Origin of the sequence: Floridaenema aerugineum BLCC-F46 (genome assembly GCF_041929345.1) — a bacterium.
Taxonomy (GTDB): Bacteria; Cyanobacteriota; Cyanobacteriia; order Cyanobacteriales; family Aerosakkonemataceae; genus Floridanema; species Floridanema aerugineum.
In genome coordinates, this window is the sequence record NZ_JBHFNQ010000065.1 from 78,329 (window position 1) to 105,000 (window position 26,672).

A 26,672-nucleotide genomic window follows, 5' to 3' on the forward strand; every position below is an offset into this window, starting at 1 on the left:
TAGAGGATAATACAGGCAAAGGTTTTGCGCCTTTTTTTGCTTAAAACAAGTGCAAGGTTATCACATCTTTCGGCTGAAAATCCTTGCCTTTTTGAGGGAAATTGTAGGGACACGGCATTAATAAGATAACTGTAGGAATTGCAAACATTAATAATGCCGTGTCCCTACCCTCACCAACAGACTTTTTCAGCAAGCCCTATGTAAGTTATCTGTTTTTGTCTGAGTTCTTTTTTAATTTAACCAATGACACTTGTACTTTTGATATGGTACGCCGATTCGGTAAAAGGCGGATAAATCTTTGGTGCAGTTAGTTTGTGGGGAAATGGCTAATTTTTCTGGGTAGTTGTCTCTTTTTAATCCAGGTGCAACTACCCATAAGTTTAAAGGAATTTTTGACGGTTTGGGTAATTTAGCGATACTTTCCCAAACTGTTTGATAACCATAAGTTGCTGATAAAAAGGCGAATTTTGGACAAGTTTCATTGTTATTTTGACAAAGTTTTGGCTGAAATTTATCGATTCCTAATGCAAAACTTAATCCTAATGCTATATCTTGTGTGTCTTTATATGCCATTACCACCATTAAAGGAATCGATCGTTCTTGCAGCATATTTTTTGCTACTCTTTGCGGATTATAAGGTTTTTCAAAGGCTAATCCGTTGACTACGAAAATACTACTAATTAATCCAGCTAAGATTAGGTAATTGATTGTCGATCGCTTTTTTTCCCCATCTCTCGCCACTAAACTAGCAGCTAACAATGCACAAAAACTCGGATAATAAACAAAATTATAACGGGGTGCAACGGTAATATCTTTGCCTAAAATGTAAATAATTGCCAAGAATTCTAACAACACAAATATAGTAAAACTTCCTAATGTTAAAGTCGCTAAATGTGTCTGGGGATTTTGCCAAATTTGTCTCATTCCTTGGATTACTTGCCATCCTAACCAAATCCCAAAAGTTAACATTAATATTCCCGCAGGAATAGCTAACCAAAGCGGTTGACTCTCCACTGGCAAAATTATTACCATTAATAGCCAACCTAGCAAAGTTTGAGCAAAAGGAATAAGATGTTCTGGTTGCGATATCCAATCTGTTTCAGAACGGTTAGAATGTCCGAATAATATTGATAGCCAAGGTAAAAAAAGCAGGAAAGGTAAGAGGGAAAAGCTAGCGGAAATTAATAAATATTTGACTTTTGGTTTTGCTTGATAAAGTAATACTAAAATTGTAGCAATTTCAGCAAAGATAACTAAAACAAAGAAATAATGAACGTAAAGACCAATGCTGTTAATTATTACCCAAGTTAGCCAAACTAATAACCGTCTTTGTAGGCGAAAAATGTCTTGTTGAATTTGAATTAATGTGATTAATGAAAGGGTAATTAAAAATAGTGGTAAAGTGTAATGTCTTGCTTCTTGGGAAAGGTAAACGGCGAAGGGAGAAACCGCCATTACTGCGGCGCTAACTAAACCAGCTTTTTTGCTAAAGGCGATGCGATTGAGGTAATATATGGATACGATCGCACTCACTCCAAACAACGCCGGAAGCGATCGCAAAACCCAAACTAAACTATGTTTAACTGGACTATTTAAAACTATTTCTACCCAAGCGTGCATTAAACAAAAAAACACAGGTGGATGAGTAGAATACTTAATGATATTTTGCGCTATTGTTGGACAATTGGTAGCAGGATTTAAGGTGAAAATATCCCGAAAACTGGTTACGGGTAATAACAGATCTAAAGGGATATTCTCGTAGGTTTTTCCCAGGCTAAATAAAGCGGTAATTACTTCATCTAGCCATAAGGGTTTTAGTTCTAAATTCCAGAATCTTAAGGTTGTTGCTATGGCGAGGGCGATCGCTAAACTCAAATAATGACGCGAAAATTTCATTCCTTTACCTGGGCAAATTAGACTGAGGTAAAGGTTTTCTCAGGAAACTAGCAACTTCCTGCAATAACCACTCTTTTTCCAAAGCAGTTAACCCACTACCAAAACGGTGAATTCTTACTCCTTCAATTAAAGCACAAGCTGTTGTTATTTGCGGAACTTCGTTTTTCCATTTAGCCACTAACTCATCTTCTGGACGAACAAACCTATTTAATTCTACTCTTTCAATGTACTTAGTTTTTCCTTGAATTTGATAAAATACACCCAGAAAAGACCATTTAACTTTAAAGGTTTTGCGATCGATTTCCAACTGTGTCCGCCCCAATAATTTGAAAATACTGTCTTTCAGTTTGTTTAACCCAAACATCAATATAATAATCGAAAACAGGGGGAAAATCCAGAAGAATAGGCTGATAGATGTGAACTGGTGGAAAGAAAACAAAACAATTGATGTAATCAGTGATATCAAGGCAATAATAAAATTATGAAAATCCCAGTATCCCCAACCTAATCGCGGAATTTCTGCAACTAACTTTCTTTCGTTTTTACTAAAGGTAATCCGACTACCAATTGGACGATGACGTTTTCGTACAAGTACTCCTTGTCCTAATAATACACTTAAAGCTTCTTTAGCAGATACAAATCGATCTTCTACTGCTGGTTCTAACAGTTTTTCTAACCAATCAGCTAATTCTGTTGAAATTGTTGTTTGAGAACGAAAGTTAATTTTTAGTTGGCGAGTTGGGAATTCTGACGGTGATTTATGAGTCATTAAAAATAACAAAGTTGCCCCTAAACCATACAAATCTGTGGCGGGATAACCTTGTCCGCGAAATTGTTCTGGTGCCATGTAACCATAAGTTCCCACTACTGTACTTCCGCCACTAAAGGTGGTTTGGTAAGTGGTTTTTACTGCCCCAAAATCTACTAAAAATATGCCTCCATCTTTACTCCGAATAATATTTTGTGGTTTGAGATCTCGGTGAATAATTGGTGGTGTAAGTTGGTGCAAATAGTTAAGAATATCTAAAATTTGGCTAGCTAATTGGCGAACTTCGTTTTCTGTGGCGTGCCATCCACTGTGAACTAAGGAATAAAGCGATCGCCCTTCTACCAATTCTTGCACTAAATAAAAGCTGTGATTGTTTGGCGTTTCTACCTGAAAATAATCTAAATATTTCGGTAAACAAGGATGGTTTAAATTGGACAAAACATGAGCTTCTCTTTCAAAAAGTTCTACGGCTTTCCAGTCTCCTACACGGTTAAGAGATAGCGCTTTAATTGCTACCCTACCTTGGGTTTGCAAATCTTGGGCTTCGTATGTTATCCCCATTCCACCTTGTCCCAGGATATTCACAATCCGATAACGTTGGGCGATAATTTCTTCTGGTTGGTGCAGCAGTTCCATAGTATTTGTTTTGCTGAGGAGTTGTAAACGATTTTAATATCTCCGTCAATGGTAGAGTCACGTTATAAAATTTTACATTCATTAACCATTGACATATAAAGGTTTGTGTGTTATTTGCTAATTAGCAATGACAAAACACAAAATTTTTCTGATAACATTCCCAATTTTAAGAAAGTTTCCTGAAAACTGCTAATCTCAGTCAATTTTGTTTTGTTGTTAAAATTGATGAGTTCTAGAAAAGTAGAAAGTTACTTATTTGGCGATAATTGAACTAAAATTTGGTGTAATAGTCTAATAACCCAAGTTGCTAGTTATTAATTTTGAGGCTGTAGGGTGCGTCAGATAGCAGAATTTTGGGTAAGATAGCTAACTTTATCGGTCTGACGCACCCTACTCAACCGTAACTAGCAACTTACGTTAATAACCCAAGTTGCTAGTTATTAATGAAAGAATATTTTTTTAGGCTGTAGGGTGCGTCAGAGTCATAAAATTAGTGATTAGATCCACAATTTAGCGCTTTGACGCACCCTACTCAATATAACTGGCAACTTGAGTTAATAGCAGAGAACGTCAACCATTAGCCGGAAAAGTTAGTCTTTAATCTTAATTTTGGCTGAATGAACCCCAATATAGAACCAGCGCTACAAAAAATTAGAAATAGCTTGCGATCGGGACAAAGACAAATGGCTGACTGGCGATCGGGCCCTTTAGCGGTGTCAGCAGTTCCAGGTGCGGGAAAATCGACGGGAATGGCTGGTGCAGCTGCGATCGCGATCGCCCGTCACCAACTCCACAACCGCAAGCAATTAGTAGTTGTTACTTTCACCCGTTCCGCAGCTGCTAATATTAAAGCTAAAATCCGCGAATATTTACGAGAAAAATTATCTATACCCCAAACAGGTTTTGTCGTTCAAACTTTACATGGTTTAGCATTAAATATTGCTACCCGTTATCCAGATTTATCCGGTTTAAATTTAGACAATCTCACCGTAATTAATGCTAATCAAAGTCACCGTTTAATTCGCACCGCAGTGGAAAAATGGATTATTGATTATCCGCGACAGTTTCAACTTTTACTCGAAGGGATACAATTTGATGGCGAAGAAACGGAAAGATTGCGCCGTCAGTCAGTGTTAAGAACGGAAGTTTTACCTGAGTTGGCTAAAACGGTAATTCATGAAGCGAAAAGTTCTGGTTATTTACCGGAAAAACTCTGGGAAATTAGCGAAAAATCAACTGATGGATATGGAATTTTGGCGATCGCAGCCCGACTCTACCAAAATTACCAAGAATTACTCAAAGCCCGTGATTTTATCGACTACGATGAAATGATTTTATCAGCTTTAAGAGTTTTGGACAATCCCAGCGCCAGACGAACTTTACAAAGTCAAGTATTTGCTGTTTTTGAAGATGAAGCCCAAGATTCTTCGCCTTTACAAACTAAACTTTTAGAAATTCTCTCTACAGATCCAGATAATCCCGAAGCGCCACCCAATTTAGTCAGAGTTGGCGACCCAAATCAAGCCATTAATTCCACTTTTACCCCCGCAGATCCGATTTATTTTCGCCGTTTTTGCAATGAGTGTGAAACCCAAAATTTATTAGCAACAATGGATCGGGCGGGTCGCAGTAGTCAAGTTATAATTAATGCAGCTAACTTTGTTTTAAGCTGGGTAAATAACTCGAAATTAGCGGGAACAGAACAACCTTTTCGCCCGCAAATGATTCTACCTGTGGATATAAACGATCCGCAACCTGATGCTAATCCTACCCCAGTAGGTCGAGGTTTAGAAATTTATCTTCCTAAAGATACTTACCAAAGTGTCAAGTTAATTGGTCAAAGGATAATTGAACTTTTTGCCGAATTTCCTCAAGAACGAAGGTCAGCAGCAGTATTAGTAAGAACTAACGACCAAGGGCGATTTGTGCATCAACAGTTAAAGCAAGAATTTGGCACGCAAATCGAGATTTATGAAGTTGCAGAACGCGATCGACATTCTCACGTTCCCGCTGAAGTTTTATCTTTGCTGCAATTTCTCGATCGACCCCACTCCCCCGACTACTTAAAATCCGCCTTAGAAGTATTAGTCACCAGACAATTAATTCCCCCGCAAGATTTGAACGCCCTTGCTAGTTTACCCGAACAATTTCTCTATCCCAGTCCTCTCGATCCACCCCAATCAGAAGATGTCATAAAAGCCAGTAGTTTTTGTCGCAAATTACTCCGCGCCAGATTAGAATTACCCATTTTTCAAATGATTACTTTTTTGGCATTAGCATTAAATTACGACCAAACAGAACTAGCCACCGCTGACAAATTAGCCGAAAGAATAGCCCGACAAATCGCTGGTTCTCTGTCCATGAATAACATCCTCAATGCTTTAAGTGAAATCGTCAGTTCCGAAAGATTTGAACCAGTAGATACCGAAGCAAACGAAAGCCAATATACTCAACCGGGAAGATTAACCATAATCACAATGCACAAAGCCAAAGGATTAGATTGGGACTATGTTTTTCTGCCATTTTTACACGCAAATATGATTCCCGGAAACTTGCGAGTACCCGCCCCAGCCCAATTTTTAGGCAATTTTACATTAGCAGAAGTCGCCCGTGCCCAAATTCGCGCCAGCCTACATAATGAAGAAGCAGAATTACCAGAAATCATGGATGCTTGGGAACAAGCAGGGTATTTAAAAACAGCTGAAGAATTCCGTCTTTTATATGTAGCGATGACGAGAGCAAAAAGATTATTATGGATGTCTGCTGCTCAAAAAGCGCCTTTTATATGGAGTAAACCGGAAAATTTACAAGATCAATTACCTTGCCCAATTTTACCAGCTTTAATGAGTAGATTTCCTCAATCAGTAATTTCTTTATCGATGATTTCCGGTTGATTAATAGTTAAATCTAATTATTCAGTAAACAAGCTCGGATTTACATGAAAAAAATCTGCAATTTTTCTAGCTTGTTCTGGAGTCATTTTAGCTTGTCCTTGCACAATCTCATCAACCGCAGTTGTTGAACCTAACACAGCTTGTAAATCAGTTAGGCTTTTACCAGACTCTTCTAAAAGAAACAAAAGCATTGATTGGGGATTATTCTGCTGATTAGGCTGATAATATTCTTGTTCAAACTTTTCAATCAAAGTAACTAAAAGCTGATATAATTCATCTTCTTCAGGAGTCCGTTTTCGGTGCATTAAATCTTCTACAATAGCTAAAGCTTTCTCATTCTCTGCTTCAGTTTTTATGACTCTAGGAAGATAAGTTATTAATAATTGTTTGTAATTCTCAGGATTAAAAGTAAGGGTCATTTTTCCATTGTTCCTCATCATACTCTGCATGGGTTAAGACATATTTAATATAAATTAATTGTCAATATCACCAAAATATGATAAAATAAACAGGCAAAAGAAAAGTATGTACAACTTCCTTTTGCCTGAAATAGCTTTAGCCTTTCTTTGTCTATATTCTTTGTAGCATCTGGGTCAGAAACTCAACTTCATCCATTTGGATCATCCAACTGGTTAATTTTGCAGCAACATCTCATTAGTAATTTTACAAGCCCGGTAAAACAGAAAATTGATAGTTGTTTGAGAAGGTGCTTTAAGAACACTTGCCTCATATACAGAGAGTAAAAACTTAATTTCCTCCCTAGCAATCTGTCTCAACTGTGGCGAAAGTGCAGCCGCTAAAAAAGTGTAAGCGTCTACTGCTTCGGCTAACAAATCTAAAATTTCTTCTGGGGTAGCATCTTGATATTGTAACTCTCGTTCTGCTAAAACCCTTTGTAACTGGAAATCATCAGCTGTTTCAGTCACGATTTTTGAATCGAGCAAATTTTTCATCATTTCAGGAAATTTGTTGACTCACGTTCAACCCCCTACTCTTAAGTTAAAACTTGCTCTGGAAATAAGCCTCATCCTGTTGATTCACCTATTTGGGTGATTGACTAATTAGCAACAGTAAAATTACTGAAGTCGCTTAAAAGTTCTCTTGAATCACTTTCAGGAATGCTTCTGAGTTGGCGATCGCACCAAACACACCACCCTGCATGGTAATCATTTTTAGCGCCGCTAAATAATTGCCGTAGTCGGTCGCTCCGGTACAATCAGATAAGAGTAAGCATTCATATCCGCGATCGTTCGCTTCCCGCATTGTAGTATGTACGCAAACATCAGTAGTAATTCCAGTTAAAACAATATTTTGAATCCCTTTTTTTCTCAGCAATAAATCCAAATCTGTAGCGTAAAAACTGCCTTTTCCTGGCTTATCAATAATCGTTTCTCCAGGTATTGGTGCAAGTTCGGGAATAATTTCCCATCCCGCCTCACCTCTAACTAATATTTTCCCACAAGGGCCAGGATCGCCAATTCCCGCACCAATTTGACGACTCCGCCATTGCTTATTTTCTGGCAAATCAGATAAATCATTTCGATGTCCTTCGCGGGTGTGCATGATGTGAAAATTTTTAGCACGAAGTACTTCTAAAACTCTCTTTATTGGCTCAATTGGCGCTCTAGTTAAAGATAAATCGTAACCCATTTTATCCACATAACCACCAATCCCACAGAAATCAGTTTGCATATCAATTACCAGCAAAACTGTATTTTCTGGGCGTAAATCTCCATTAAAAGGAAAAGGATAGGGTTCAGACTCTACAAAAACTCCCATATTTAGCACAATTTAATCATCAATTAAAATGTACATTGTTATTATCACATTGTTGGTAGCAAAAACCACTTTTTCTCAAATAAATTAATCTAATGGCAAAGCGATTACAAATTCTACTCCCTTTCCCGGTACAGAATTACAAGTTAACTGACCTCCATGTTTTTCTACTACAATTTGATGACTAATAGATAATCCTAAACCAGTGCCTTTTCCGAAAGGTTTAGTAGTAAATAAAGGCTCAAAAAGATGGGCTTGCGCTTCAGGTAACATTCCGGGGCCATTATCATGAATCCGAATCAGTATTTGCTGTTCTTTTTCATTAACTTCTGTGCTGATAATAATCTTACTAGGATTGAGTTCTAATTCTCCGTAAGAGTAAGCTTGACTATACTCATCAAAGGCATCAATGGCATTAGAAAGCAGATTCATAAACACCTGATTCAGTTGTCCAGCATAGCATTCTACTAAAGGCAAGTCCCCGTAGTCTTTGATAATTTCGATCGCCGGACGATTTTCATTAGCTTTGAGGCGGTGTTTCAAAATCATTAACGTACTATCAATTCCCTCATGGATATTCACTGCTACTTTGGCACTAGTATCCGATCGCGAAAAAATTCTTAAAGAAACGCTTATTTGATTAATTCTGTCAGTTCCTGTTTGCATAGAAGCTACTAAACTTGGTAAATCTTCTACCAGAAAATCCAAATCAATTTCTTCGGCATGAGCTTCGATTTCCGCACCCGGATCGGGAAATTTTTCTTGGTAAAGTTGGAAGTGCTCTAGCAAATCTTCGATATATTTTTCTGCATGAGTCAGATTAACGGCAATAAAATTAATCGGATTATTAATTTCGTGAGCCACGCCAGCAACTAATTGTCCAAGGGTAGACATCTTTTCTTTTTGGACTAATTGCAGTTGCGCTTTTTGCAAATCATACATTGCTTGAGTCAGTTCAGCCGTGCGTTCTTCTACCCGTTTCTCTAATTCCTCTGTCAACTTTTGTAATCTAGCTTCGACGGCAATTTTATCTTGAATTTCTTGTTTTAGTAATTGATTTTGTTTGGCTAGTGATTTAGTTAATTTGCGGATTTTTAAATGTGTTTTAACACGGGCTAAGACTTCCTCTTGGCGAAACGGTTTGGTGATATAATCTACTGCTCCTAAATTCATGCCTTTAACTTTATCTACCGGATCGGAAAGAGCCGTCATAAAAATAATCGGAACTTCACTTGTAAAAGGGTTAGATTTCAGCCTTTGGCAAATTTCAAATCCGTCAGGCCCCGGCATCAACACATCTAGTAAAATTAGATCGGGCAATTCTTCTGCTACTTTCTCAATAGCTGTTTCACCATCTCTGGCAATCCAAACGGTAAATCCCGATTCTTGTAATAATTCGGAAAGTAACATTATATTAGTAGGACTATCATCAATGATTAAGATCACTTCTTTTTCAAGAGATTCAGGCGACATAAATTAGCTTCCTGTTTTTACTAATGCACTCTATAAGTTTTTAGTACCCATTTTTTCTTTAGCATTAATCATTACCTCTAGCTCTAGGTGGAAAGTTGTTACTAATCTTAATAAATTTACTTTATGTTAGATTTTTTGATCGAGACTATTGGCTTGTTCTAACGCCGCTTTTTCCTTAGCTCGATGAACATAGCGTTGTAATTTTGCTGTATCGCAAGCTGTAAGGATGGACAAATTTTGCAAATCTATTCCTCTGATTAGCATATCCACACACCAAGTTTGTTGAGCTTGCTCAATGGTGGGAGGTTGTCCTTCTGGGGTGAGTAGATCTGCTGTTAATGCAAGCCATTTCTTTTGTAAGTCTGTTTCCGAGAGTGGATCGCCGTTTTCATTAAGAAACAAGGCTGATTGGCGATCTTTGCGACTTTTTAACCATTGGGTTAGGGGATTACGCTGATATGAACCGTAGCGTTTACCCATAATCCATTGGTTGAGGGGAACTTGACGAATATGTTCTTGTGTGATTTGTAAAAGTTGCTGGTGAGTGTCTTTGACGTAGTGCGATCGCTCTAACCTTACCACTTCGGCTGCACTCAATCCCGCCCCAAACAAAACATACATTAACGCATAATCTTGTAACCCTAATTTCTTAGCACGTTGCAGAATTGAATGCACCAAAGCAGCAGGTAAATCAGCTACTTTCTCAACCGAAACTATGGGAGATTGAGGTGCTTGTGAAACTGCACCATGTAAAAACAATGTCACTAAATTCTCTAAGAAATCCTCCCGATTTTGCCAAAGTTCATGGAACTCGCTAGTAAACTCAATTACCGCATATCCTAACAACATTCCATTGAGCAAACTTGCCAACTTTTCTGCTGGCAAATGAGTCTGCAATTGTCCAGTTTTAATCACTGTAGCGAAATATTCAGCAACATAGCGATTCGCTTGTGTAAATCCTTGACCTAGTGCTTCCCGATTTTGGGATGGGTACTGTCCCGACTCCCCAACTACCGATCGCACTACCTCTGGAATTCCCTCCAGTGCTTGCAAACAAGTTGTCGCATACTCTTTGAGTGCTTGATAGATACTACTAGCCTGACTTGCCTGTTGGACTAAGTTTTGACCCAAATTAGTAAATATACCAGCCTCTTCAATTACTGCTAACAACAAACCATGCTTATTCCCAAACTGGCGGAAAATCGTCACTTCATTCACATCCGCCAATTCTGCAATCTGCTTAGTTGTAGTCTCCGTGACACCTTGAACAGCAAATAACTCAAGTGCTGCATGAACTAAACGCTGTCTTGTCGAAATTCTTTGAGCCGCCATGAGTAAAATGTAAGTATCACTTGCAAAAAATACAAATCGTTGCTAGGCTTATCACTGTAAGTATCACTTGCATTCTCTGCTCCTACTGTAACTACTTTCTTAGCAAATGTAAGTTTTAGTTAATGTACATGGGGTTGAGCGAACCAGTTGTGTCTTGTGTGCCACTGGTTCAATTCTGGCGTGTTAAAAAAGGAAATTTATGAGCTTGGATTCCATAAAAACTGCCCCAGAAAATGGGGAGTCCTTGAAATTAAGTTGGCCGAGTGTGGTGTTTTTTGGTGTGATTCATGCGATCGCTCTTTCCGCGCCTTGGTTTTTCTCTTGGTCTGCATTAGGAGTAACAATATTTCTCCACTGGTTATTTGGCAGCATCGGGATTTGCTTAGGGTATCACCGCTTACTAACTCACCGCAGTTTGCAAGTGCCTAAGCCTGTAGAATATGCGATCGCACTCCTGGGCGCACTCGCATTACAAGGCGGGCCGATCTTTTGGGTAGCCGGACATCGGCAGCACCACCTCCACACCGAAGATGTGGACAAAGACCCTTACTCTGCACGTCGGGGTTTCTGGTGGAGCCACATGCTCTGGATATTTTACCCCCGTCAAGAATTTTTTGCTTATGAAAAATATAAACAGTACGCACCTGATTTAGTGCGAGATCCTTTTTACCGCTGGTTAAATAATAATTTTCTACTACTTCAGATTCCCGTAGGGATTCTGCTATATATTCTAGGCGGTTGGCCCTTTGTCATTTACGGAGTATTTGTCCGCGCCGTCGTACTCTGGCATAGTACTTGGTTAATCAACTCTGCTACCCACATGGCAGGGTATCGCACATTTGAATCTAACGATAACTCAGGAAACCTGTGGTGGGCAGCCATCCTTACTTATGGCGAAGGTTGGCACAACAACCACCACGCCTACCCCAACGTCGCCAAAGCTGGATGGAAATGGTGGGAACTTGATATGACTTGGTGGGCAATTCAAGTTTTGCAACTGCTAGGAATAGCCCGAAAAGTGATTATGCCACCGGAAACCGCTACAGAGTAACAAGGGGACTCTTGAGACTCTTGGGACTCTTGGGACTCTTGGGACTCTTGAGACTCTTGAGACTCTTGGGACTCTTGAGACTCTTGGGACAAGGAGAAAAATTTATTTCTTCTCGGCTCCAGGAGCTCCAGGATCTCCAGGAGCCCCTCTGCCTAGAGCTATTTTTAAGTTCTGTTTAAGTTCAGTAATTTCTCTAGTACTGTGCTACTGTATATGAAAGGATTATTTTCGGTGGTCAATCGTTTTATGTCTATAAGCGTTTCTCCGAATCTAAGTCTCTTCAATGTTTGATTCTGGAGAATCTAGGTTATGTCAATTTATGTCGGCAATCTATCCTACCAAGTTACACAGGATGATCTGACTCACGTATTTGCAGAATACGGCACAGTTAAGCGTGTTCAGTTGCCAACAGACCGGGAAACAGGTCGCTTACGCGGATTTGGCTTTATCGAAATGGAAACCGAAGCAGAAGAAACAGCTGCGATCGAAGCCCTAGATGGAGCCGAATGGATGGGTCGTGACCTGAAAGTTAACAAAGCAAGACCTCGTGAAGAACGCGGTAATGGCGGCGGTAATAGAAGTGGTGGCGGCGGCGGTTGGGGAAACAATCGCGGTGGTGGTAATCGCCGTTTCTAAGCCCTGCACTGAAGATTAAAATTTTCTAATCTTGAGGGTAGGTGCTTTTACCTACCCTCAAGCGTATGTTTGCGAGTTTGCCCAATTAGTCAAAAAGGAAGATCGGATGGCTCAAGTAATTATTGGTGAAAATGAAGGGATTGAGTCAGGATTGCGTCGATTCAAGCGCAAAGTTTCTCAAGCAGGGATTTTTCCTGATATGAAAAAGAATCGTCACTTTGAAACACCCCTAGAGAAACGCAAGCGCAAAGCAATTGCTAATAGTAAGCAGGGAAAAAGGCGTTCCCGTCGTTAATTTCTTAGGCTGATTCCCGCCAAAGGGCGATTCCGCCTAAGATGCCAGAAATATTGGGAACAATTTTCACGTTTGGTGGGAGTTCAAAGGTAATTTTATCGGTGTTGCCACCACCAATATAAAGGTAGTCGTAATTAAAAGCGTGTTCCAAGGAAGCGATCGCTTTTTCTAAACGACTATTCCATTTTTTCTTACCAATTACATCTAAAGCAGCACGACCTAATTGTTCTTCGTAAGTTTCACCTTTGCGAAAACAATGGTGTCCGAGTTCCAAATTTGGTAATAGTTTGCCATCTAAAAACAAAGCGGAACCAAAACCTGTACCTAAAGTAATTACTAATTCTACTCCTTGACCAGAAATTGCCCCCAAACCTTGAATATCTGCATCGTTAGCTACGCGCACAGGTTTTGCCAATTTCTCAGATAAGGTAGTACCTAAGTCAAAATTAATCCAAGCTGGGTCAAGGTTAACAGCAGTACCTATCACGCCTTTTCGCACCACTCCGGGAAATCCTACTGATACGCGAGCGAAATTACCTTTACTAGCAGCTAATTGTGCGATCGCATCAATTACCATATCAGGTTTTGCAGGTTGCGGTGTCTCCACGCGGTAGCGTTCAGTCATTGGTGTACCATCCGCATTCAACACCATCCCTTTAATCCCACTACCACCAATATCTATTGATAATGTAGTAACACTTCCGTTTTGTTCGCTCATACTTCTTAAATTACGTATTAACTCAAGTTGCTAATTAGTACGTTGTTGCGCTTTAGCGCTCTCATCAAAAGTGGTAATAAGAACGAAGACAGCGCCACAACGTACCTACTTAATTTTGCGTTGTCAATGCTCCTGGTACACCGCTGAGAGTACGCTTGGGAGAACAGGTGATAATCATGATTAGCAAAGTCAAAATGTAAGGGGAAGCATTAAACAAGTAGTAATAACCTGTCACCCCTACTGATTGTAAAGCAGGACCGATCGCCTGCGATCCACCAAACAGCAATGCCGCATACATACACTGTATCGGATTCCAACGGGCAAAAATCACTAAAGCCACTGCCATTAATCCTTGTCCGCTAGAAATCCTTTCTGTCCAACTACCAGGATAGTAGAGAGATAGGTAAGCGCCACCAATTCCAGCGAGAAAACTTCCTGCAATAATAGCTAACATTCTCACTTTATTTACAGAAATTCCCATTGCTTTAGCTGCTTCGGGACTATCCCCAACGGCGCGAATAAATAAACCCCAACGAGTTGAACGGAAAAACCATTGCATTGCGGGTGCGATCGCTAATCCTAAAATAAACAAAGGACTAATTTGCAAAGCTGCTTTTACCGAAGGAATATCGCTCCAATTTCCTAATTCTAGAGCAGGTAATCTCGGTGCAACTGGTTGAATGAAAGGTTTACCAAAGAAAAAGGCAATTCCACTGCCAAAAATAATCATTGCAATGCCAACCGCCACATCATTTACTTTTGGTTGTTGCACCAACAAAGCATGAATAAAACCCAAAAACATTCCCGCAACACCCGCCATTAAAACACCTAACCAAGGCGATCCGGTAAGGTAAGATGTAGCATAAGCACTCATTGCCCCTAACAACAAAGTTCCCTCTAAACCAAGGTTAATTTTGCCGCTTTTTTCCGTTAAGCACTCACCCAAACTGACAAAAAGAAAGGGTGCGCTACCACGAATTGTTCCGGCGATAATTGCTAGGGGAACTCCCCACCATCCAATAGTTTCTGTTGCCATATTCCGATTTTAGATTTTAGATGAATGTATAACAAATCCCAGTCGTAGGGGTGATTCATGAATCGCTGGGGTAGGGGCAATTCATGAATTGCCCCTACCCCAGTCCCCAAAATTACACTTGAGTTGTCAGATTTGTGCTAGGTTGTTGCCGTAAACTTGGTTTAAAAAAGGGCAAGCGTCCGTAAAGTGATTCGCTGTATAAAATCACTAAAAATACCAGTCCCTGAAATACTAAAACTGTCGCATCTGGTAAGTTATGCGCCCTTTGCAAAATCCCACCACTAGCGAGAATTCCTCCTAGTAAAATTGAAACAAAAACGGCGGCTAAGGGGTTATGTCTAGCGATAAATGCGACTAAAATCCCACTATAACCGTAATTGGCATTTAACGATTCATTAGCCCGACCATGCACGGCGGCGACTTCTGCCATTCCCGCTAAACCTGCACAAGAACCTGCTAAAAAACAGATAATTAATGTCAGTTTTCCTACAGGTAATCCGGCTATTTTTGCGGCGCGAATGTTACCGCCAACTGTGCGAACTGCAAAACCAAAGGTAGTGCGTTGAATTAAAAAGTAAGCGATTAAACAAGCAATGATTCCATAAATTAAGCCGTAATGAATGCGCGTTCCGGGAAAATTTCCCAACATATTAACATCTAAAATTGGGTAAGTTGAAGGTTTATTTAAGCTGGTGGGATCGCGCATCAGTCCACCTACTAATTGATTGAGAATGGCGATCGCAATATAATTCAACAACAAGCTACTAATGGTTTCATTAACGCCCCGATAATAGCGTAAAGCACCTACAGCCATAATCCATAAACCGCCAGCAATTATACTAGCGATCGCCATGAGGGATTGTACAGCGAAAGGGGGGAAAGTGGCGATCGCTAATCCCATTGCCACAGCTGCCAATCCCCCAATTACAATTGCCCCTTCATTCCCAATAATTATTAATCCCAACTGAGCAGGTAAAGCCGTACAAAGGGAACTTAACATCAAAGGTGCGGCTCGAATTAGTGTATTTTGAAAAGAAAACCAACTGCCAAAAGCTGCTTTATAAATTGAGCCATAAACCTCAAATGGATTTGCTCCCACAGCTGCACAAAATATGCCAAATATGAACAAAGAAAAGATTAGTGCAGCCAAAGGAATACAAATCTTTTCTAATTTAAGAAGCCAATTTTGTAATAACACCCGCTACCCTCCCACTCAATTGGTAAATTTCTTTAACTGGTAATACTACCAACTACACCATCTACTAACCAATTCATTCTTTCTAATTCCACATCCTGCTGTTTATACTCTTTCCCAGATGCCAAAATTACTTTACCAGTGTTATCTTTCAATTCTCCTTTGTAGATTACCATACTGCCATCCATAAACTTAGCTTTTACTGCTTCGGCATCTTTTTTCGCTGCTTCACTCACAGCAGGGCCATAATTAGATAATTTACAAAAACCATCTTTTAATCCACCCCGCATTAAATGAGGAACACCTCCATTCATCAAAGTTTTCCCTTCGCTAATCATTTGAGCATATTTACTATAAACGCTCGTCCAATCCCATTCTGCACCTGTAAGATAGCCTTTAGGTGCTAATTTAGCCTGATTAGCATGATATCCAGAACAAAAAATTCCCCGCTTCTCGGCAGTTTCCATGATCACTTTCGGACTGTCTACATGGCAGGTAATTACATCTACACCTTGGTCAATCATACTATTAGTAGCTTCCGCTTCTTTAACAGGTAAAGACCAATCGCCAGTGAAAATAATTTGCGTCGTAATATTTGGTTTAATGCTCCTAGCACCTAAAGTAAAACTATTAACATTTCTGAGTAGCTGAGGAATCGGTTTAGCAGCAACAAATCCTAGTTTTCCTGTTTTAGATGTGTGAGCAGCAATAATACCTGCTATATATTGAGCTTCATCAATATAACCAAAGTAGCTACCAATATTTTTCGGATGTTTACCTTCTTCGTAAAGTCCGCCACAGTGGAAAAATTGGACTTCCGGGTATTCTTGAGCAACTTTAATAATATGCGGATCGAAGTAACCAAAAGAAGTAGGAAATAGGACGTTTACTCCATCCTGATTAATCATATTTCTCATGGTTTCTTGGACTGCTGTGGTTTCTGGCACATTCGCTTCTTCCACAGGTTTTACACCAGCTGCTTTAGCAACCCCTTCTTTTCCTTCAGCGTGTGCTTGATTGTAACCAAAATCATCTTTTGGGCCAACATAAATGAACCCCATTGCTATTGGTTTAGCTGTGCTACCTGGAGAATTAGCACCTGTTGGACTAGGAGAATTTGCGGGAGTTTCTTTTGCCGTTGGTGTACATCCAGTCCACAGTTTTGATGTTACTCCGAAGGCAGTGGTTGCTAAAATTCCCCGAATAACTTTCCGCCGATTTAAGTACAATGAACGCTGATTGGTCATGCGATTTTATATTTTAGATTTGAGAGCGGGCTAAGTGTAGATACTTTACAGTATTTGGCGTGCAAATAGATTGAACCACTGCACAAATAGGGGTTTTGTAATTAAGTATACACTTTGGGGAGAATTATGTTTTATTATGGCTAATATTGGCAATATAAGTTCGCCAATTCCCCCAATGAGTAATTTCACGCTTACCTTGGCAAATTATTGGTTCTCCTAAAACTCCTAAGACTTCTTCGCCGTCGGTCAGACGTACTTTACCAATACACAAACCCGGTGGTTCTTGTAATAAAATTGTTGGGATTCCTATGGTTGGGACTGCCCAAACTTCGATCGCGATCGCACTTCCCCCACTACTAACTCGAATCATAGCAGGATGGCGATCGTCAATTGACCAAAGTCTATAATTCGGTTCTGTAAAAGCTTCTCTAACAAACGTAGCTCCTACCGCTAAGAGATTAGAATTTAGTTCTAAACCCCGCATTAATGTACCATTAACAGCTAGAAGTATATTGTCCATAATTTTATGATTTCTATTCCTGCACAACCTTATAATTATGAATTGCTGAATTTGCAGAATGTCGCGCTGGTGATTATTGATATGCAACGCGATTTTTTGGAGCCGGGAGGCTTTGGAGCCGCTTTAGGAAATGATGTTAGCAGATTGCGATCGATTGTACCAGTCTTACAGCAATTATTAGAAACCTTCCGTCAACTTCACTTACCGATTATTTATACAATTGAAGGTCATAAATCAGACCTTTCCGATTGTCCAACCACCAAAATTAACCGAGGAAACAGTGAATTAAAAATCGGAGATATTGGCCCATTAGGAAGAATTTTAGTATTGGGTGAACCCGGAAATGCCATTATTCCAGAATTAGAACCATTACCCGGAGAAATTATCATAAATAAACCCGGAAAAGGTGCTTTTTACAATACAAATTTACCAGAAAAATTGAGCGAACAAAACATCACTCATTTAATTTTTACTGGAGTCACCACAGAAGTTTGTGTACAAACAACTATGCGCGAAGCAAACGATCGCGGATTTGAATGTTTGTTAATTGAAGATGCTACAGAAAGTTACTTTCCCGAATTCAAACAAGCAACCATAGAAATGATTCGCTCCCAAGGAGGAATTGTTGGCTGGACAACAAAAGCCGAAAACCTTTTACAAGCTCTGCAAAATTTCAGTCTTAGTATCAAATAATTGAGCTAATAACCCAAGTTGCTAGTTATAAGATTAGTCTGATTCTTTGTACGTTATTGGGCTTTAGCCCTATAATGCCACGTTTCCTAAGAGGGCTAAAGCCCAACAACGTACCTATATGTAAATAACTAGCAACTTGCGTTAATCGGAAATAGGTAAAAATCTGAATATAAAAGCCTTTTGTCCTTCTTCCCTTCTGCCCTCTGCCCTCTGCCTTGGAGCCTTCAACTTGGCGGAATAGCCAAACCAGTGGTAAAATTGTAGATTGTGTCGATTAAGTAAAACTTTTATCAACCCATGCCAAAAGTAAAAACTCGCAGGTCTGCGGCAAAACGCTTCAGAACAACGGGAAGTGGCAAGATTGTCCGTCGTCGAGCTTTCAAAAACCACTTGTTACAGCACAAGACTACCAAGCGCAAGCGCGATTTATCCAAGCTGACAATAGTAGACGAGCGTGATGAAGGTAACGTGCGTCTCATGTTGCCCTACTTGTAAGTTGGTCATGGTTCATGGACTCATGACCATGAACTATTAATCCAACCGAATAGCAAATCTCATCCAAAAAATCAAGAACAAGTCACCATTAACAACTAACCATGACCAGAGTAAAACGCGGTAATGTTGCTCGCCAACGTCGCAAAAAAATCCTTAAACTAGCGAAAGGTTTTCGCGGTTCTCACTCGACATTATTCCGCACAGCTAATCAACAAGTAATGAAAGCATTGCGGAATTCCTATCGCGATCGCAAAAAACGCAAACGTGATTTCCGTCGCCTTTGGATCACCCGGATCAACGCTGCTGCTAATCAACACGGTATCAGCTATAGTCAACTCATGGGCAACATGAAAAAAGCCAACATTGAACTTAATCGGAAAATGTTAGCTCAATTAGCCATCCTAGATCCAGAAAGTTTCGGCAAAGTTGTAGAAGTAGCAAAACAAGCTAAATGATGAAGTTGGCAACGGATAATTTAGCAGATGTAACTGAGAGAAATTCTGTGAAAAAAACAGAGTCAAAATCAGTTACATCAATGCTCATCCGCTGCTTAATTTTTTCATTTTATTTATGGCAAATTCCCATTGTTGGTAATGCCGCAGAACTAAAAGAAATTCAGCGACGAGGCTATTTAATTGTTGCCGTCAAAGATAACTTACGTCCGCTAGGTTTTCGGGATGAGGCAGGAAATTTGCAAGGATTAGAAATCGATCTAGCAAAGCGATTAGCACAAGAAATATTAGGGAATGCTGAAGCAATTAAATTTGTGCCAGTAACAAATCGCGATCGCCTCAGAGTAGTCTTAGAAGGACAAGCCGATTTAACAATTGCCAGAGTGACGGCGACAGCTGCACGCGATCGCGTAGTCAGATTTAGCATACCCTACTACATGGATGGGATTGCCCTAGTCACCAAAGAACCTAATGTGCGGAGTTTAGGCGACTTAGCCCAACAAAAAATTGCCATCCTTAAAGGTTCGAGTACGATCGCCAAAGTCAGATTTATCTTACCCAAAGCTCAGTTAGTTGGGGTAGATTCATATCAAGAAGGGCGATCGTTATTAGAATCAAATGGCGCAGTCGCCTTTGCCGCTGACGTTAGCGTTCTCACAGGTTGGATACAAGAATACCCCCAATACCGTCTCTTGCCAACCCTCTTGTCCGCAGAACCCCTAGCAGTAGTCATGCCCAAAGGGATACAGTATGATGACTTACGGCGAGTTGTGAATGAAGCGATCATCCGAGGAAAAAGCCAAGGTTGGTTGCCCCAACTAGCTACCTCTTGGGGGCTACCTTGGGATAAAGTAAACAAATAAAGATTGAAACCAGATTTAACTAAAAATATGGAAAGCTACCTACCAATTGTTTACCTCTCAATATTACTAGTATTGCTCTCAGGAACCACCTTTGCTATTTTGCGCCAAATCTTCAAAACTCGCAAAGTAGAAACCTCGTTTTCCCGCTTACAGAACAAGCTGAAGAATGAAAAAGGTACTCCCCAAGAATATTACGAACTAGGCAGCATTTATCTAGATAAAAAACTCTTTGCCCAATCGATTAACATCTTTCAAAAAGCACTCAAAGAATCCGAAAATGAAGATGCTGAAAACAAAGCCTTAATTTACAACGGCTTAGGTTTTTCCTACTTCGCTCAAGAACAATACGACTTAGCAATTAGACAGTACAAAGAAGCATTAAAGCTTAATCCTAATTATGTCACAGCAATTAACAATCTAGGTCATGCTTACGAAAAAAAGAAATTAACAGCCCCAGCATTACAAGCTTACGAAGATGTTTTGAAAATCGAGCCTAACAATCAAATAGCCAAACGACGCGCTGAATCATTACGTAAAAGGTTAGTAACTTCGTAAAAGCAGAATCGAAGGTTATTCTATTTTTGATGAGCGATCGCATTTGTGGAGAGAGTGCGATCGCTCTTTTGCAAAATCTTGTATATAGTTGGTGAATTTGCGATCGCTAACTATCCAACACTTGGTAAAATCGTCTCAATCTCCTTTTCTACCTGTAAGAGTTCTTGGCGTTTGTTTTCGATCCAAACTTTTTCGGCATCACATTCTTCTTGGCTTTGGCGATCGCGCTTTTCCTGATCTTCCAACAAATTTTCCCACAGCAACATAGCTTCTTTCATCACACCGTTACTCGCCTTAATTCTTTCTTCAAATCCATCGATAATTTTTTCTTGTACCTTCTCAAAAATAGAGTCCGCAGATTCGTTAAACTTTTCCAACCCTAACTCACAAACTTTTTCTCTAATCTGAGCTTTAACTGAATCGCCATCTAACCAACTCCAACCCAAACCACCACCAGCACCAGCAGCTAAGGCACCTAAAATAACCCCAATAAAACCCAGACCTGTAAAAAATAGTAACGCAGCGCCGACTGCTGCACCAATACCTAAACCACCAAAAAATCCACCATCTTCTACTTCCGAAATTGATGAAGCAATTCCACTTCCACTTGTGCCAATTCCACCAAAATTACTTGCTATTGCTAAGTTATTGAATTGAGCGACAAGATTACTACTCTTTTGCTTGTCGAACTTCTCAAAATCTTGCCGAATTGCATAAATATCTTCTGTAAGCTGCTTTTCTAAAACAGCCATATTTTGCCGCACGATCGCTTGCACTTTTTGATTACCCCAATTTTCTATCTCTTGTGTAATGTCTCGCACAAATTGATTAGCATAATCTTTAGTCAGCTTATCTTGACCCATTATATGTCCGTGTTCAGAAGTCCAGCGATTACTTTTTGCAATCAGGCGTTCTGCTAATCCTTCTACCCATTCATTCCAAGATTCAAGTGTTTCGTCTAAAGATTTTTCCCTCAATTCTTCAGCTAAAACTCTTATTTTCACATCCCGTCCGCTCACTTGGGCCATTTGTTCAAAAATTTTCGGCTTATCTTGTTGAGAAAGTGTTAATTTTCCATCTAATATTTCCCGCTTTTGATTCAATTCAGCGCAGCTAATATCAATGATTTTCTTAAGTCCTGCGGCAGATTGCTTAAGAGATATCGCACCCCGTTCAACTGTCAAAAACTTCTCAAGCGAAGAAGTAAAAGCTTGAAAAGTTTTTAGATACTCATCATTTTGCCTACCTGATAAAACAGCATCTAAAGCTGATTGAGCGGAAATAAAATGAATCCGGTTTTCACCTGCAATAATCTGATTTTTCTCTTGAACAATCTTTTCTGCCCTTTGTCTTATCTGCTTGCGACTTACTTCCCCTCTCAGCAAATCAAAAAAATTAACTACAACAAAAATATTCTTTGCTCCTTCATCTTCTTTACCATAATTAAGTTCCTTTTTCAAATCCTTCAGCAATTCTTGCTCTTTATTCGTCAAAACACTTTGAGCATGAGTCAAGAAAATAACAGCATCAGCCTTTTTCAGAACTTCCTGAGTCACCAGTGTACGTTCCTCTGCCTCGTTCAATCCAGGGGAATCAATAATTTCTACCCCATTGCGACACAACTCTAATTCGGGATGCTCAAAAACGATTTCTGCTATTTCTGATTTGGCTATCTCATCTTCGGCAGAAACCAAAGCTGCCTCTTCTGAAATCGAAGCTTTCTCTTGATATTGTTCCGGTGAAATTTCTTCCTCGTCGCGTCCGTCTTTGTAGCGACAAATAACTCGTTTCTCTGAGCCATATTTCAAAATAGTCACAGTACCGCTACAGGGAAGATCCCGTACAGGTTGAATTTCCTCACCTAGTAAAGCATTTAGTAAAGTAGATTTCCCTTTGCTAAATTCACCGACAACAACAACGCGAAAACATTGAGATTGCAATTTATCAGAAGTTTCTTTTATTTTTCCTGCTAAATCATCAGTTATGACAGCGCGTTCATGTCCATCGGTAATAATTTGATTTAGGCGATCGCAAACTCCCTTTAATTGTTCTCGATACTCCTGAAACTTTTTCAACTCTTGATAAGACGAAACTAAAACTTTTTGATTTATTTGCGGTTTTGGTTTGGCTGGTAAATGTTCGATAATATGGCTAGCAGCACGCACAAACAAAGAATCAAGACTTTGAAATTGTGCCGGATCGAGTAACAAGTACACTTCGTCTAAAGCTGCTGTATCCCTAATTACTTGACTGCTAAAACTAGCCTCTAAAATAGTTAAATATCGATCGTCTACTTCAAGCCGTTTAGCGATAATTTTTAAATACTCTTTTTCCCGCTTATCTATAGTTCCATCTGCTGCTGACATTTGATAGCCAAAACTAATTAATAACAGCTTTTCTGACTCAGAAAAACACGCAGTCAGCGCCAGAAACTCCGGCAAATTCTTATAAAATTGATTTTCCTTCACCCCCTTAGCCATTAGCATTACCAATTGCCGCAAACTGTTATTAGCAGGAATCAGTTCCGCCAAAGTTGTCCGCATCCTTTGCGTTTCCTCAGCACTAACTGTACCGTCTGCATAAATAACTCCCAGCAACACCGTTACCAGCGCCACCAGGAAGACTACTGGAGGACTCATATCTTCTTTGGATAGTTTTTGTCCTGTGAGTCGTGAAACAAGCTCAACCGTTTGAGGAGTAATTAGCGACTTGTTCATTTTCCGTACAAATACATAAGTTTTTTTTATTTTAAGTTCCATAATAGATTAGTAATTCTTAGATTTGTCAACTGAGTAGAAATCTTAATGATGAATTTTGTTTTTCCCCCAGCAGTGCAGGCGGCGATCGAAGCTGGCAAATATGTGCAAGTCTATACATCTGCGGGAGTACCGATCGGCATGGCGCGGGATGCAGCCACAGGAAAGTTTGTCGCTCATGCAGTTGGCGCTGCGGTTGATAACAATCCTCTATCGCCGTTCCTGTCTCCCATGCAGTTTGTTTTCGGCGGCTTACAGCCACAGCAAATGCAAATGGGCTTTCAAGGAGTTCAAGCCAGTTTGGGGCTGCTGCAAGCCACTACAGCCGTCATTGGTGTGGGAACTGCCGTAGGGGTAGCCCTCTCAGCAGTGAATCTTTATCAAACATTGAAACTGAAAAAAGCGGTAGAGAGGTTAGAAGTTAAAGTAGAAAATGGTTTTATTAATTTAGAACAACTTTTGAAAGATCAAGGGACGGAAATTAAGCAATTAATTTTCCAAGTTCTTGAAGAGATGAAATTTGAGAATCATCGCCTAGTATTAGTGCGAGCTTATGGGTTATTTAATCAAGCACTGCAACGAATGCGATCGGCTTTAAAGTTACAAGACTTCGATCGCAGAAATGCAGAAATTGATGCCGCACGGGGAATGATGTTTGAAGCTTTGGCAGATTACAGAAATTCGCAGTTATTAGAAGAAACTTGTGCAGCCGGACAGTTGCGCCGCTTAGAATGTGCTTGGGCGATCGATCAAGCAATTATTGCTACTTATCAACTACAAAATGAGTTTGAAACGGTAAGCGATCGTATTTGTCAACTACAAGAAAATATCCGTCAAGATGGGTTAAGAATAATTGATACCTGTAACTCTGATGACGAGCTAGATTTTATCTTCCCAGAAATCACCCGAATTCACAATCACGATTTAGTTTTATTAGACAGTTGGCATAATCAAATTGAATGGACTAAATCTCTACCATCAAGTGAATTAAACCAGCTACAAAATGCTGATTTTAGTAGTTCACAAATCTCTATTAGCGAAAATGAAAAATCAGCTAAAACAGCTTTGCCAATACCCACAGAACAGTTAAACTATGAGTATTTGAAGCCAAAATCTCATTTTTATTCTCTTTGCACTCAACTAGAATTGATGCTCGAACCCCAGCACCGTCAAGAGTATGAAAGTTATATTATCAAGCAAGGGGAAGTAGCAGGTTATAAAAGCTTTGTGCGATCAAACTTAGAAAAAGCTTCAGATTTAGCTGTTGCTAATCTCTATTACTACTTAAAAGTTCAAGATGAATCAGAACCAGAGCAAGAAAGCAATTTTGAACTGACTAAAACTACTACAGTATCTTCCACGAGTAGTGATGTTAATCAGGAGATCTTTATAAAAGTCAGAAAAATTATTGCCGATCAACTGGGGATAGATTCTAGCAAGGTGACACCCCAGACTAATTTTATCAGTGATTTAGGAGCAGATTCTCTTGATGCAGTAGAGTTAGTCATGGCTATCGAGGAGGAATTTGATATTGAAATTCCCGATGCAATTGCCGAGAAAATTACAACTGTTCAGCAGGCTGTCAATTATATTAAGATTAGCCAAAACATTGGTGTTGTAAATAGTAAAGACAGTAATAAAGTGAAAATTGCTCAAACAACAGAAGCGGCGATTGAACAGAACTTGCAAGTAATGAAAGAATTTGGGTTAACTCCCGGACAAACCAGAATTATGTTCAGCTATCAATACCACTTTGTCCAAGCTGATATTGATAGTGGATCGGATTACGGGAAAAACGTCATTAAGCAAGCATGGTTACGCAACTGGAAAGAATCAACAGAGCTTTTCTTGAACAGTCAAATAAAAGCCTCTAGTCCTCCTGGGACTTCATTAGAAATAATTACTGATTTTAAATTACTCAAAAATGTAGTAAAATCCCTTCTAATGAATCCGGGTAATGAATTGACTCGGTATCTAATTTTATTAGAAGTAACACTGTTTCAACCCTATTACCCTTTAGGCGATAGCCGCGATGAAGCATTCAAAGATTTGAAAATTGTTGATGAAGAAAGGCTCACAATAGAGCTAATGTCTTTTGCTAAAACTTTAGATATTGATCCAAATTGTATTCACCGCTTTAAAACTAACTATAAAGAAGCCATCAAAGGAATTAAAGGCGGCATAAATCCTTGGTTAGTTGGTACAGTTGGAGCAGTTGCGTTGGGAGTAGCAGCTGTATTTGCTACACCATTGATAGTAGGTTTACTTGCACCGATACTAGCACCTGGTTTATATGGTGCAGCCGCAGTATCCGCCGTTTTAGCTGCACTTGGGGGAGGTGCGATCGCCGCAGGTGGTTTCGGAATGGCTGGCGGAATGGCGGTAATTGTTGCAGGCGGTTCAATTCTCGGCGCTGGTGCAGGAGTTGGCGTTGGCGCTTTATTTGGTCAATCTCCAGATGCAGCTTTAACCCAAGCAGCCAAGTTAGAAGTCGTGATGCGCGAGATTCTTTTCATGCAAAAAGATAGCCGCAAACCTCAAGAAATCGTCAAGCCTCAAGAGATTATAAAACAACTAAGGCTAGGTATTCGCTCCCTGGAAGACCAACGCGACGAACTACTTCTTAACCGAGAAAAAAATCAGAAAGAAATCGAAAATCTCACAAAAGCTATTGAGTATTTGAAGAAAGCACTAGAAAGATTACAAGGTTTAATGTAACAGAAAAGGATTTAGGCACTGGGTACGAATGATAACTCTTTGATCTGGAAAAAGCGATCGCCATTCTTACCCAAGTGCAACTTGTTATGTTCTTCAAATAGTTTTAGTGCGATCGCTACTTTGATTCAGGAAAGCATAAAGCACCAAAAAACTTAGACACATATATAAGGAGTAAAAATCTCATGCAACTAATTCTGGCAGAATTCTGTGGACGCTGGGGCTGCTCTTGGTGGGAAAACATTATCACCATCATTTTGATGAGTTTCAGGGGTAAAGCTGCTATAGTATTGCTCGGTTTACTACTCGTCCTGATATTGTTAGTTGTTCTAATCTTCCTACTAGGCTTTATCCAAGTTGTTGCATTTATTTCTAGTTTTAGCAAACCTAAAGAAAATATCGCTAACCCCAACAACTCTCAGGAAGAAGCGCAACCCATTTTATCCGCAGGGGTTAAGTTTGTCGGGCGTAGAGGAGTTAAATTTCTCGATCGTAAATTGAGACAAGCAAACAAAGATAAACTGAAAAATTTAGATTACTCTCAGTAAATATCTAGAAAAATTACCGCCAACAAAAACAGCAAACAACCCACAGATAAACACCAAAAAACTCCTTTCAAACAGAAAGGAGTTTTTTTAGTTTTGAAATAAAACCCTGGCACCTTGCTAT

The 26,672-nt window shown here is 39.7% G+C and carries 23 protein-coding genes, 1 rRNA gene and 3 pseudogenes (1 of these 27 cut by a window edge); 12 read left to right on the forward strand and 15 right to left on the reverse strand.

All coding sequences use genetic code 11. The features are described 5' to 3' along the window. Positions 1-231: 231 nt before the first annotated feature. Together ACE1CC_RS08870 and ACE1CC_RS08875 are read right to left on the reverse strand one after the other, a co-directional pair. Entirely contained in the window at positions 232-1,896 is a 1,665-nt protein-coding gene (locus tag ACE1CC_RS08870) for a glycosyltransferase family 39 protein (protein ID WP_413270108.1), read from the reverse strand. Between the two features lie 4 nt (positions 1,897-1,900). After that, a complete protein-coding gene (locus ACE1CC_RS08875) occupies positions 1,901-3,301 on the reverse strand; it encodes a serine/threonine protein kinase (RefSeq protein WP_413270109.1) in 1,401 nt (466 codons plus the stop codon). A 617-nt stretch (positions 3,302-3,918) separates the two neighbouring features. Between ACE1CC_RS08875 and ACE1CC_RS08880 the strand changes: the two genes are divergently transcribed. Beyond that, positions 3,919-6,195 (forward strand): ATP-dependent helicase, encoded by a 2,277-nt coding sequence (locus tag ACE1CC_RS08880; RefSeq protein ID WP_413270110.1) that lies wholly within the window; start codon positions 3,919-3,921, stop codon positions 6,193-6,195. A 17-nt stretch (positions 6,196-6,212) separates the two neighbouring features. Here ACE1CC_RS08880 and ACE1CC_RS08885 read toward each other — a convergent pair whose 3' ends face one another. The 6 genes and pseudogenes from ACE1CC_RS08885 to ACE1CC_RS08905 all read right to left on the reverse strand — a co-directional run bounded on the left by ACE1CC_RS08885 (position 6,213) and on the right by ACE1CC_RS08905 (position 10,776). After that, positions 6,213-6,614 carry a helix-turn-helix domain-containing protein gene (locus ACE1CC_RS08885; RefSeq protein WP_413270111.1) on the reverse strand — a complete coding sequence of 134 codons (402 nt, stop codon included), beginning with the start codon at positions 6,612-6,614 and terminating at the stop codon, positions 6,213-6,215. Further along, positions 6,598-6,675, reverse strand: a pseudogene (locus tag ACE1CC_RS36735) (type II toxin-antitoxin system HigB family toxin); the annotation flags it as partial. The pseudogene ACE1CC_RS36735 and the gene ACE1CC_RS08885, both read right to left, overlap by 17 nt. Before the next feature lie 152 nt (positions 6,676-6,827). Beyond that, a complete protein-coding gene (locus ACE1CC_RS08890; protein ID WP_413270112.1) occupies positions 6,828-7,121 on the reverse strand; it encodes a hypothetical protein in 294 nt (97 codons plus the stop codon). Between the two features lie 163 nt (positions 7,122-7,284). Next, positions 7,285-7,974, reverse strand: a complete 690-nt coding sequence (biuH, locus tag ACE1CC_RS08895; protein WP_413270113.1) for a biuret amidohydrolase — start codon at positions 7,972-7,974, stop codon at positions 7,285-7,287. Between the two features lie 84 nt (positions 7,975-8,058). After that, positions 8,059-9,444 (reverse strand): hybrid sensor histidine kinase/response regulator, encoded by a 1,386-nt coding sequence (locus ACE1CC_RS08900; protein WP_413270114.1) that lies wholly within the window; start codon positions 9,442-9,444, stop codon positions 8,059-8,061. Positions 9,445-9,570: 126 nt separating this feature from the next. After that, the gene (locus ACE1CC_RS08905; RefSeq protein WP_413270115.1) at positions 9,571-10,776 is read right to left on the reverse strand and encodes a TetR family transcriptional regulator; all 1,206 of its coding nucleotides are present in this window, start codon (positions 10,774-10,776) and stop codon (positions 9,571-9,573) included. Positions 10,777-10,975: 199 nt separating this feature from the next. On the opposite strand from ACE1CC_RS08905, the gene ACE1CC_RS08910 reads away from it, so the two are divergent. The 3 genes from ACE1CC_RS08910 to rpsU all read left to right on the forward strand — a co-directional run bounded on the left by ACE1CC_RS08910 (position 10,976) and on the right by rpsU (position 12,758). Further along, complete coding sequence (locus ACE1CC_RS08910) at positions 10,976-11,827, forward strand: acyl-CoA desaturase (protein ID WP_413270116.1); 852 nt, start codon at positions 10,976-10,978, stop codon at positions 11,825-11,827. A gap of 309 nt (positions 11,828-12,136) precedes the next feature. After that, entirely contained in the window at positions 12,137-12,463 is a 327-nt protein-coding gene (locus ACE1CC_RS08915) for an RNA recognition motif domain-containing protein (protein WP_193982741.1), read from the forward strand. A 106-nt stretch (positions 12,464-12,569) separates the two neighbouring features. Continuing rightward, complete coding sequence (gene rpsU / locus ACE1CC_RS08920) at positions 12,570-12,758, forward strand: 30S ribosomal protein S21 (protein ID WP_073594016.1); 189 nt, start codon at positions 12,570-12,572, stop codon at positions 12,756-12,758. Between the two features lie 4 nt (positions 12,759-12,762). Here the strand turns inward: rpsU and ACE1CC_RS08925 are convergent, their stop codons facing one another. The 5 genes from ACE1CC_RS08925 to ACE1CC_RS08945 all read right to left on the reverse strand — a co-directional run bounded on the left by ACE1CC_RS08925 (position 12,763) and on the right by ACE1CC_RS08945 (position 17,474). Then, complete coding sequence (locus tag ACE1CC_RS08925) at positions 12,763-13,476, reverse strand: ROK family protein (protein WP_413270117.1); 714 nt, start codon at positions 13,474-13,476, stop codon at positions 12,763-12,765. Between the two features lie 109 nt (positions 13,477-13,585). Then, entirely contained in the window at positions 13,586-14,512 is a 927-nt protein-coding gene (locus ACE1CC_RS08930; protein ID WP_413270118.1) for an ABC transporter permease, read from the reverse strand. Between the two features lie 112 nt (positions 14,513-14,624). Continuing rightward, positions 14,625-15,710: an ABC transporter permease gene (locus tag ACE1CC_RS08935; protein ID WP_413270119.1), complete on the reverse strand. Its 1,086-nt coding sequence runs from the start codon at positions 15,708-15,710 to the stop codon at positions 14,625-14,627. A 32-nt stretch (positions 15,711-15,742) separates the two neighbouring features. Further along, complete coding sequence (locus ACE1CC_RS08940; RefSeq protein ID WP_413270120.1) at positions 15,743-16,954, reverse strand: BMP family ABC transporter substrate-binding protein; 1,212 nt, start codon at positions 16,952-16,954, stop codon at positions 15,743-15,745. Positions 16,955-17,078: 124 nt separating this feature from the next. Beyond that, on the reverse strand, positions 17,079-17,474 hold the full coding sequence (locus ACE1CC_RS08945) for an allophanate hydrolase-related protein (protein WP_413270121.1): 396 nt from the start codon (positions 17,472-17,474) through the stop codon (positions 17,079-17,081). Between the two features lie 6 nt (positions 17,475-17,480). Here ACE1CC_RS08945 and ACE1CC_RS08950 point away from each other — a divergent pair, with 6 nt between their 5' ends. From ACE1CC_RS08950 to ACE1CC_RS08970, 5 genes are all read left to right on the forward strand, one after another. Continuing rightward, positions 17,481-18,167, forward strand: a complete 687-nt coding sequence (locus tag ACE1CC_RS08950; RefSeq protein WP_413270122.1) for a cysteine hydrolase family protein — start codon at positions 17,481-17,483, stop codon at positions 18,165-18,167. 297 nt (positions 18,168-18,464) lie between these two features. After that, complete coding sequence (rpmI, locus tag ACE1CC_RS08955; protein WP_413267333.1) at positions 18,465-18,662, forward strand: 50S ribosomal protein L35; 198 nt, start codon at positions 18,465-18,467, stop codon at positions 18,660-18,662. 101 nt (positions 18,663-18,763) lie between these two features. Continuing rightward, entirely contained in the window at positions 18,764-19,117 is a 354-nt protein-coding gene (gene rplT, locus ACE1CC_RS08960; protein WP_413270123.1) for a 50S ribosomal protein L20, read from the forward strand. 80 nt (positions 19,118-19,197) lie between these two features. Further along, entirely contained in the window at positions 19,198-19,977 is a 780-nt protein-coding gene (locus tag ACE1CC_RS08965) for a transporter substrate-binding domain-containing protein (protein ID WP_459563817.1), read from the forward strand. Between the two features lie 27 nt (positions 19,978-20,004). After that, positions 20,005-20,532, forward strand: a complete 528-nt coding sequence (locus ACE1CC_RS08970) for a tetratricopeptide repeat protein (RefSeq protein ID WP_413270125.1) — start codon at positions 20,005-20,007, stop codon at positions 20,530-20,532. Between the two features lie 110 nt (positions 20,533-20,642). Here ACE1CC_RS08970 and ACE1CC_RS08975 read toward each other — a convergent pair whose 3' ends face one another. Then, a complete protein-coding gene (locus tag ACE1CC_RS08975; RefSeq protein WP_413270126.1) occupies positions 20,643-23,291 on the reverse strand; it encodes a dynamin family protein in 2,649 nt (882 codons plus the stop codon). Between the two features lie 48 nt (positions 23,292-23,339). Here ACE1CC_RS08975 and ACE1CC_RS36740 point away from each other — a divergent pair. The 3 genes and pseudogenes from ACE1CC_RS36740 to ACE1CC_RS08985 all read left to right on the forward strand — a co-directional run. Next, positions 23,340-24,602 (forward strand): annotated as a pseudogene (locus tag ACE1CC_RS36740) (hypothetical protein); the annotation flags it as partial. 18 nt (positions 24,603-24,620) lie between these two features. Further along, a pseudogene (acpP, locus tag ACE1CC_RS08980) lies at positions 24,621-24,881 on the forward strand (acyl carrier protein); the annotation flags it as partial. A gap of 1,307 nt (positions 24,882-26,188) precedes the next feature. Beyond that, positions 26,189-26,551, forward strand: coding sequence for a hypothetical protein (locus tag ACE1CC_RS08985; protein WP_413270127.1), 363 nt, complete (start codon positions 26,189-26,191; stop codon positions 26,549-26,551). Positions 26,552-26,655: 104 nt separating this feature from the next. Here the strand turns inward: ACE1CC_RS08985 and rrf are convergent. Further along, positions 26,656-26,672 (reverse strand): 5S ribosomal RNA (gene rrf, locus ACE1CC_RS08990); it runs 101 nt beyond the window's last position.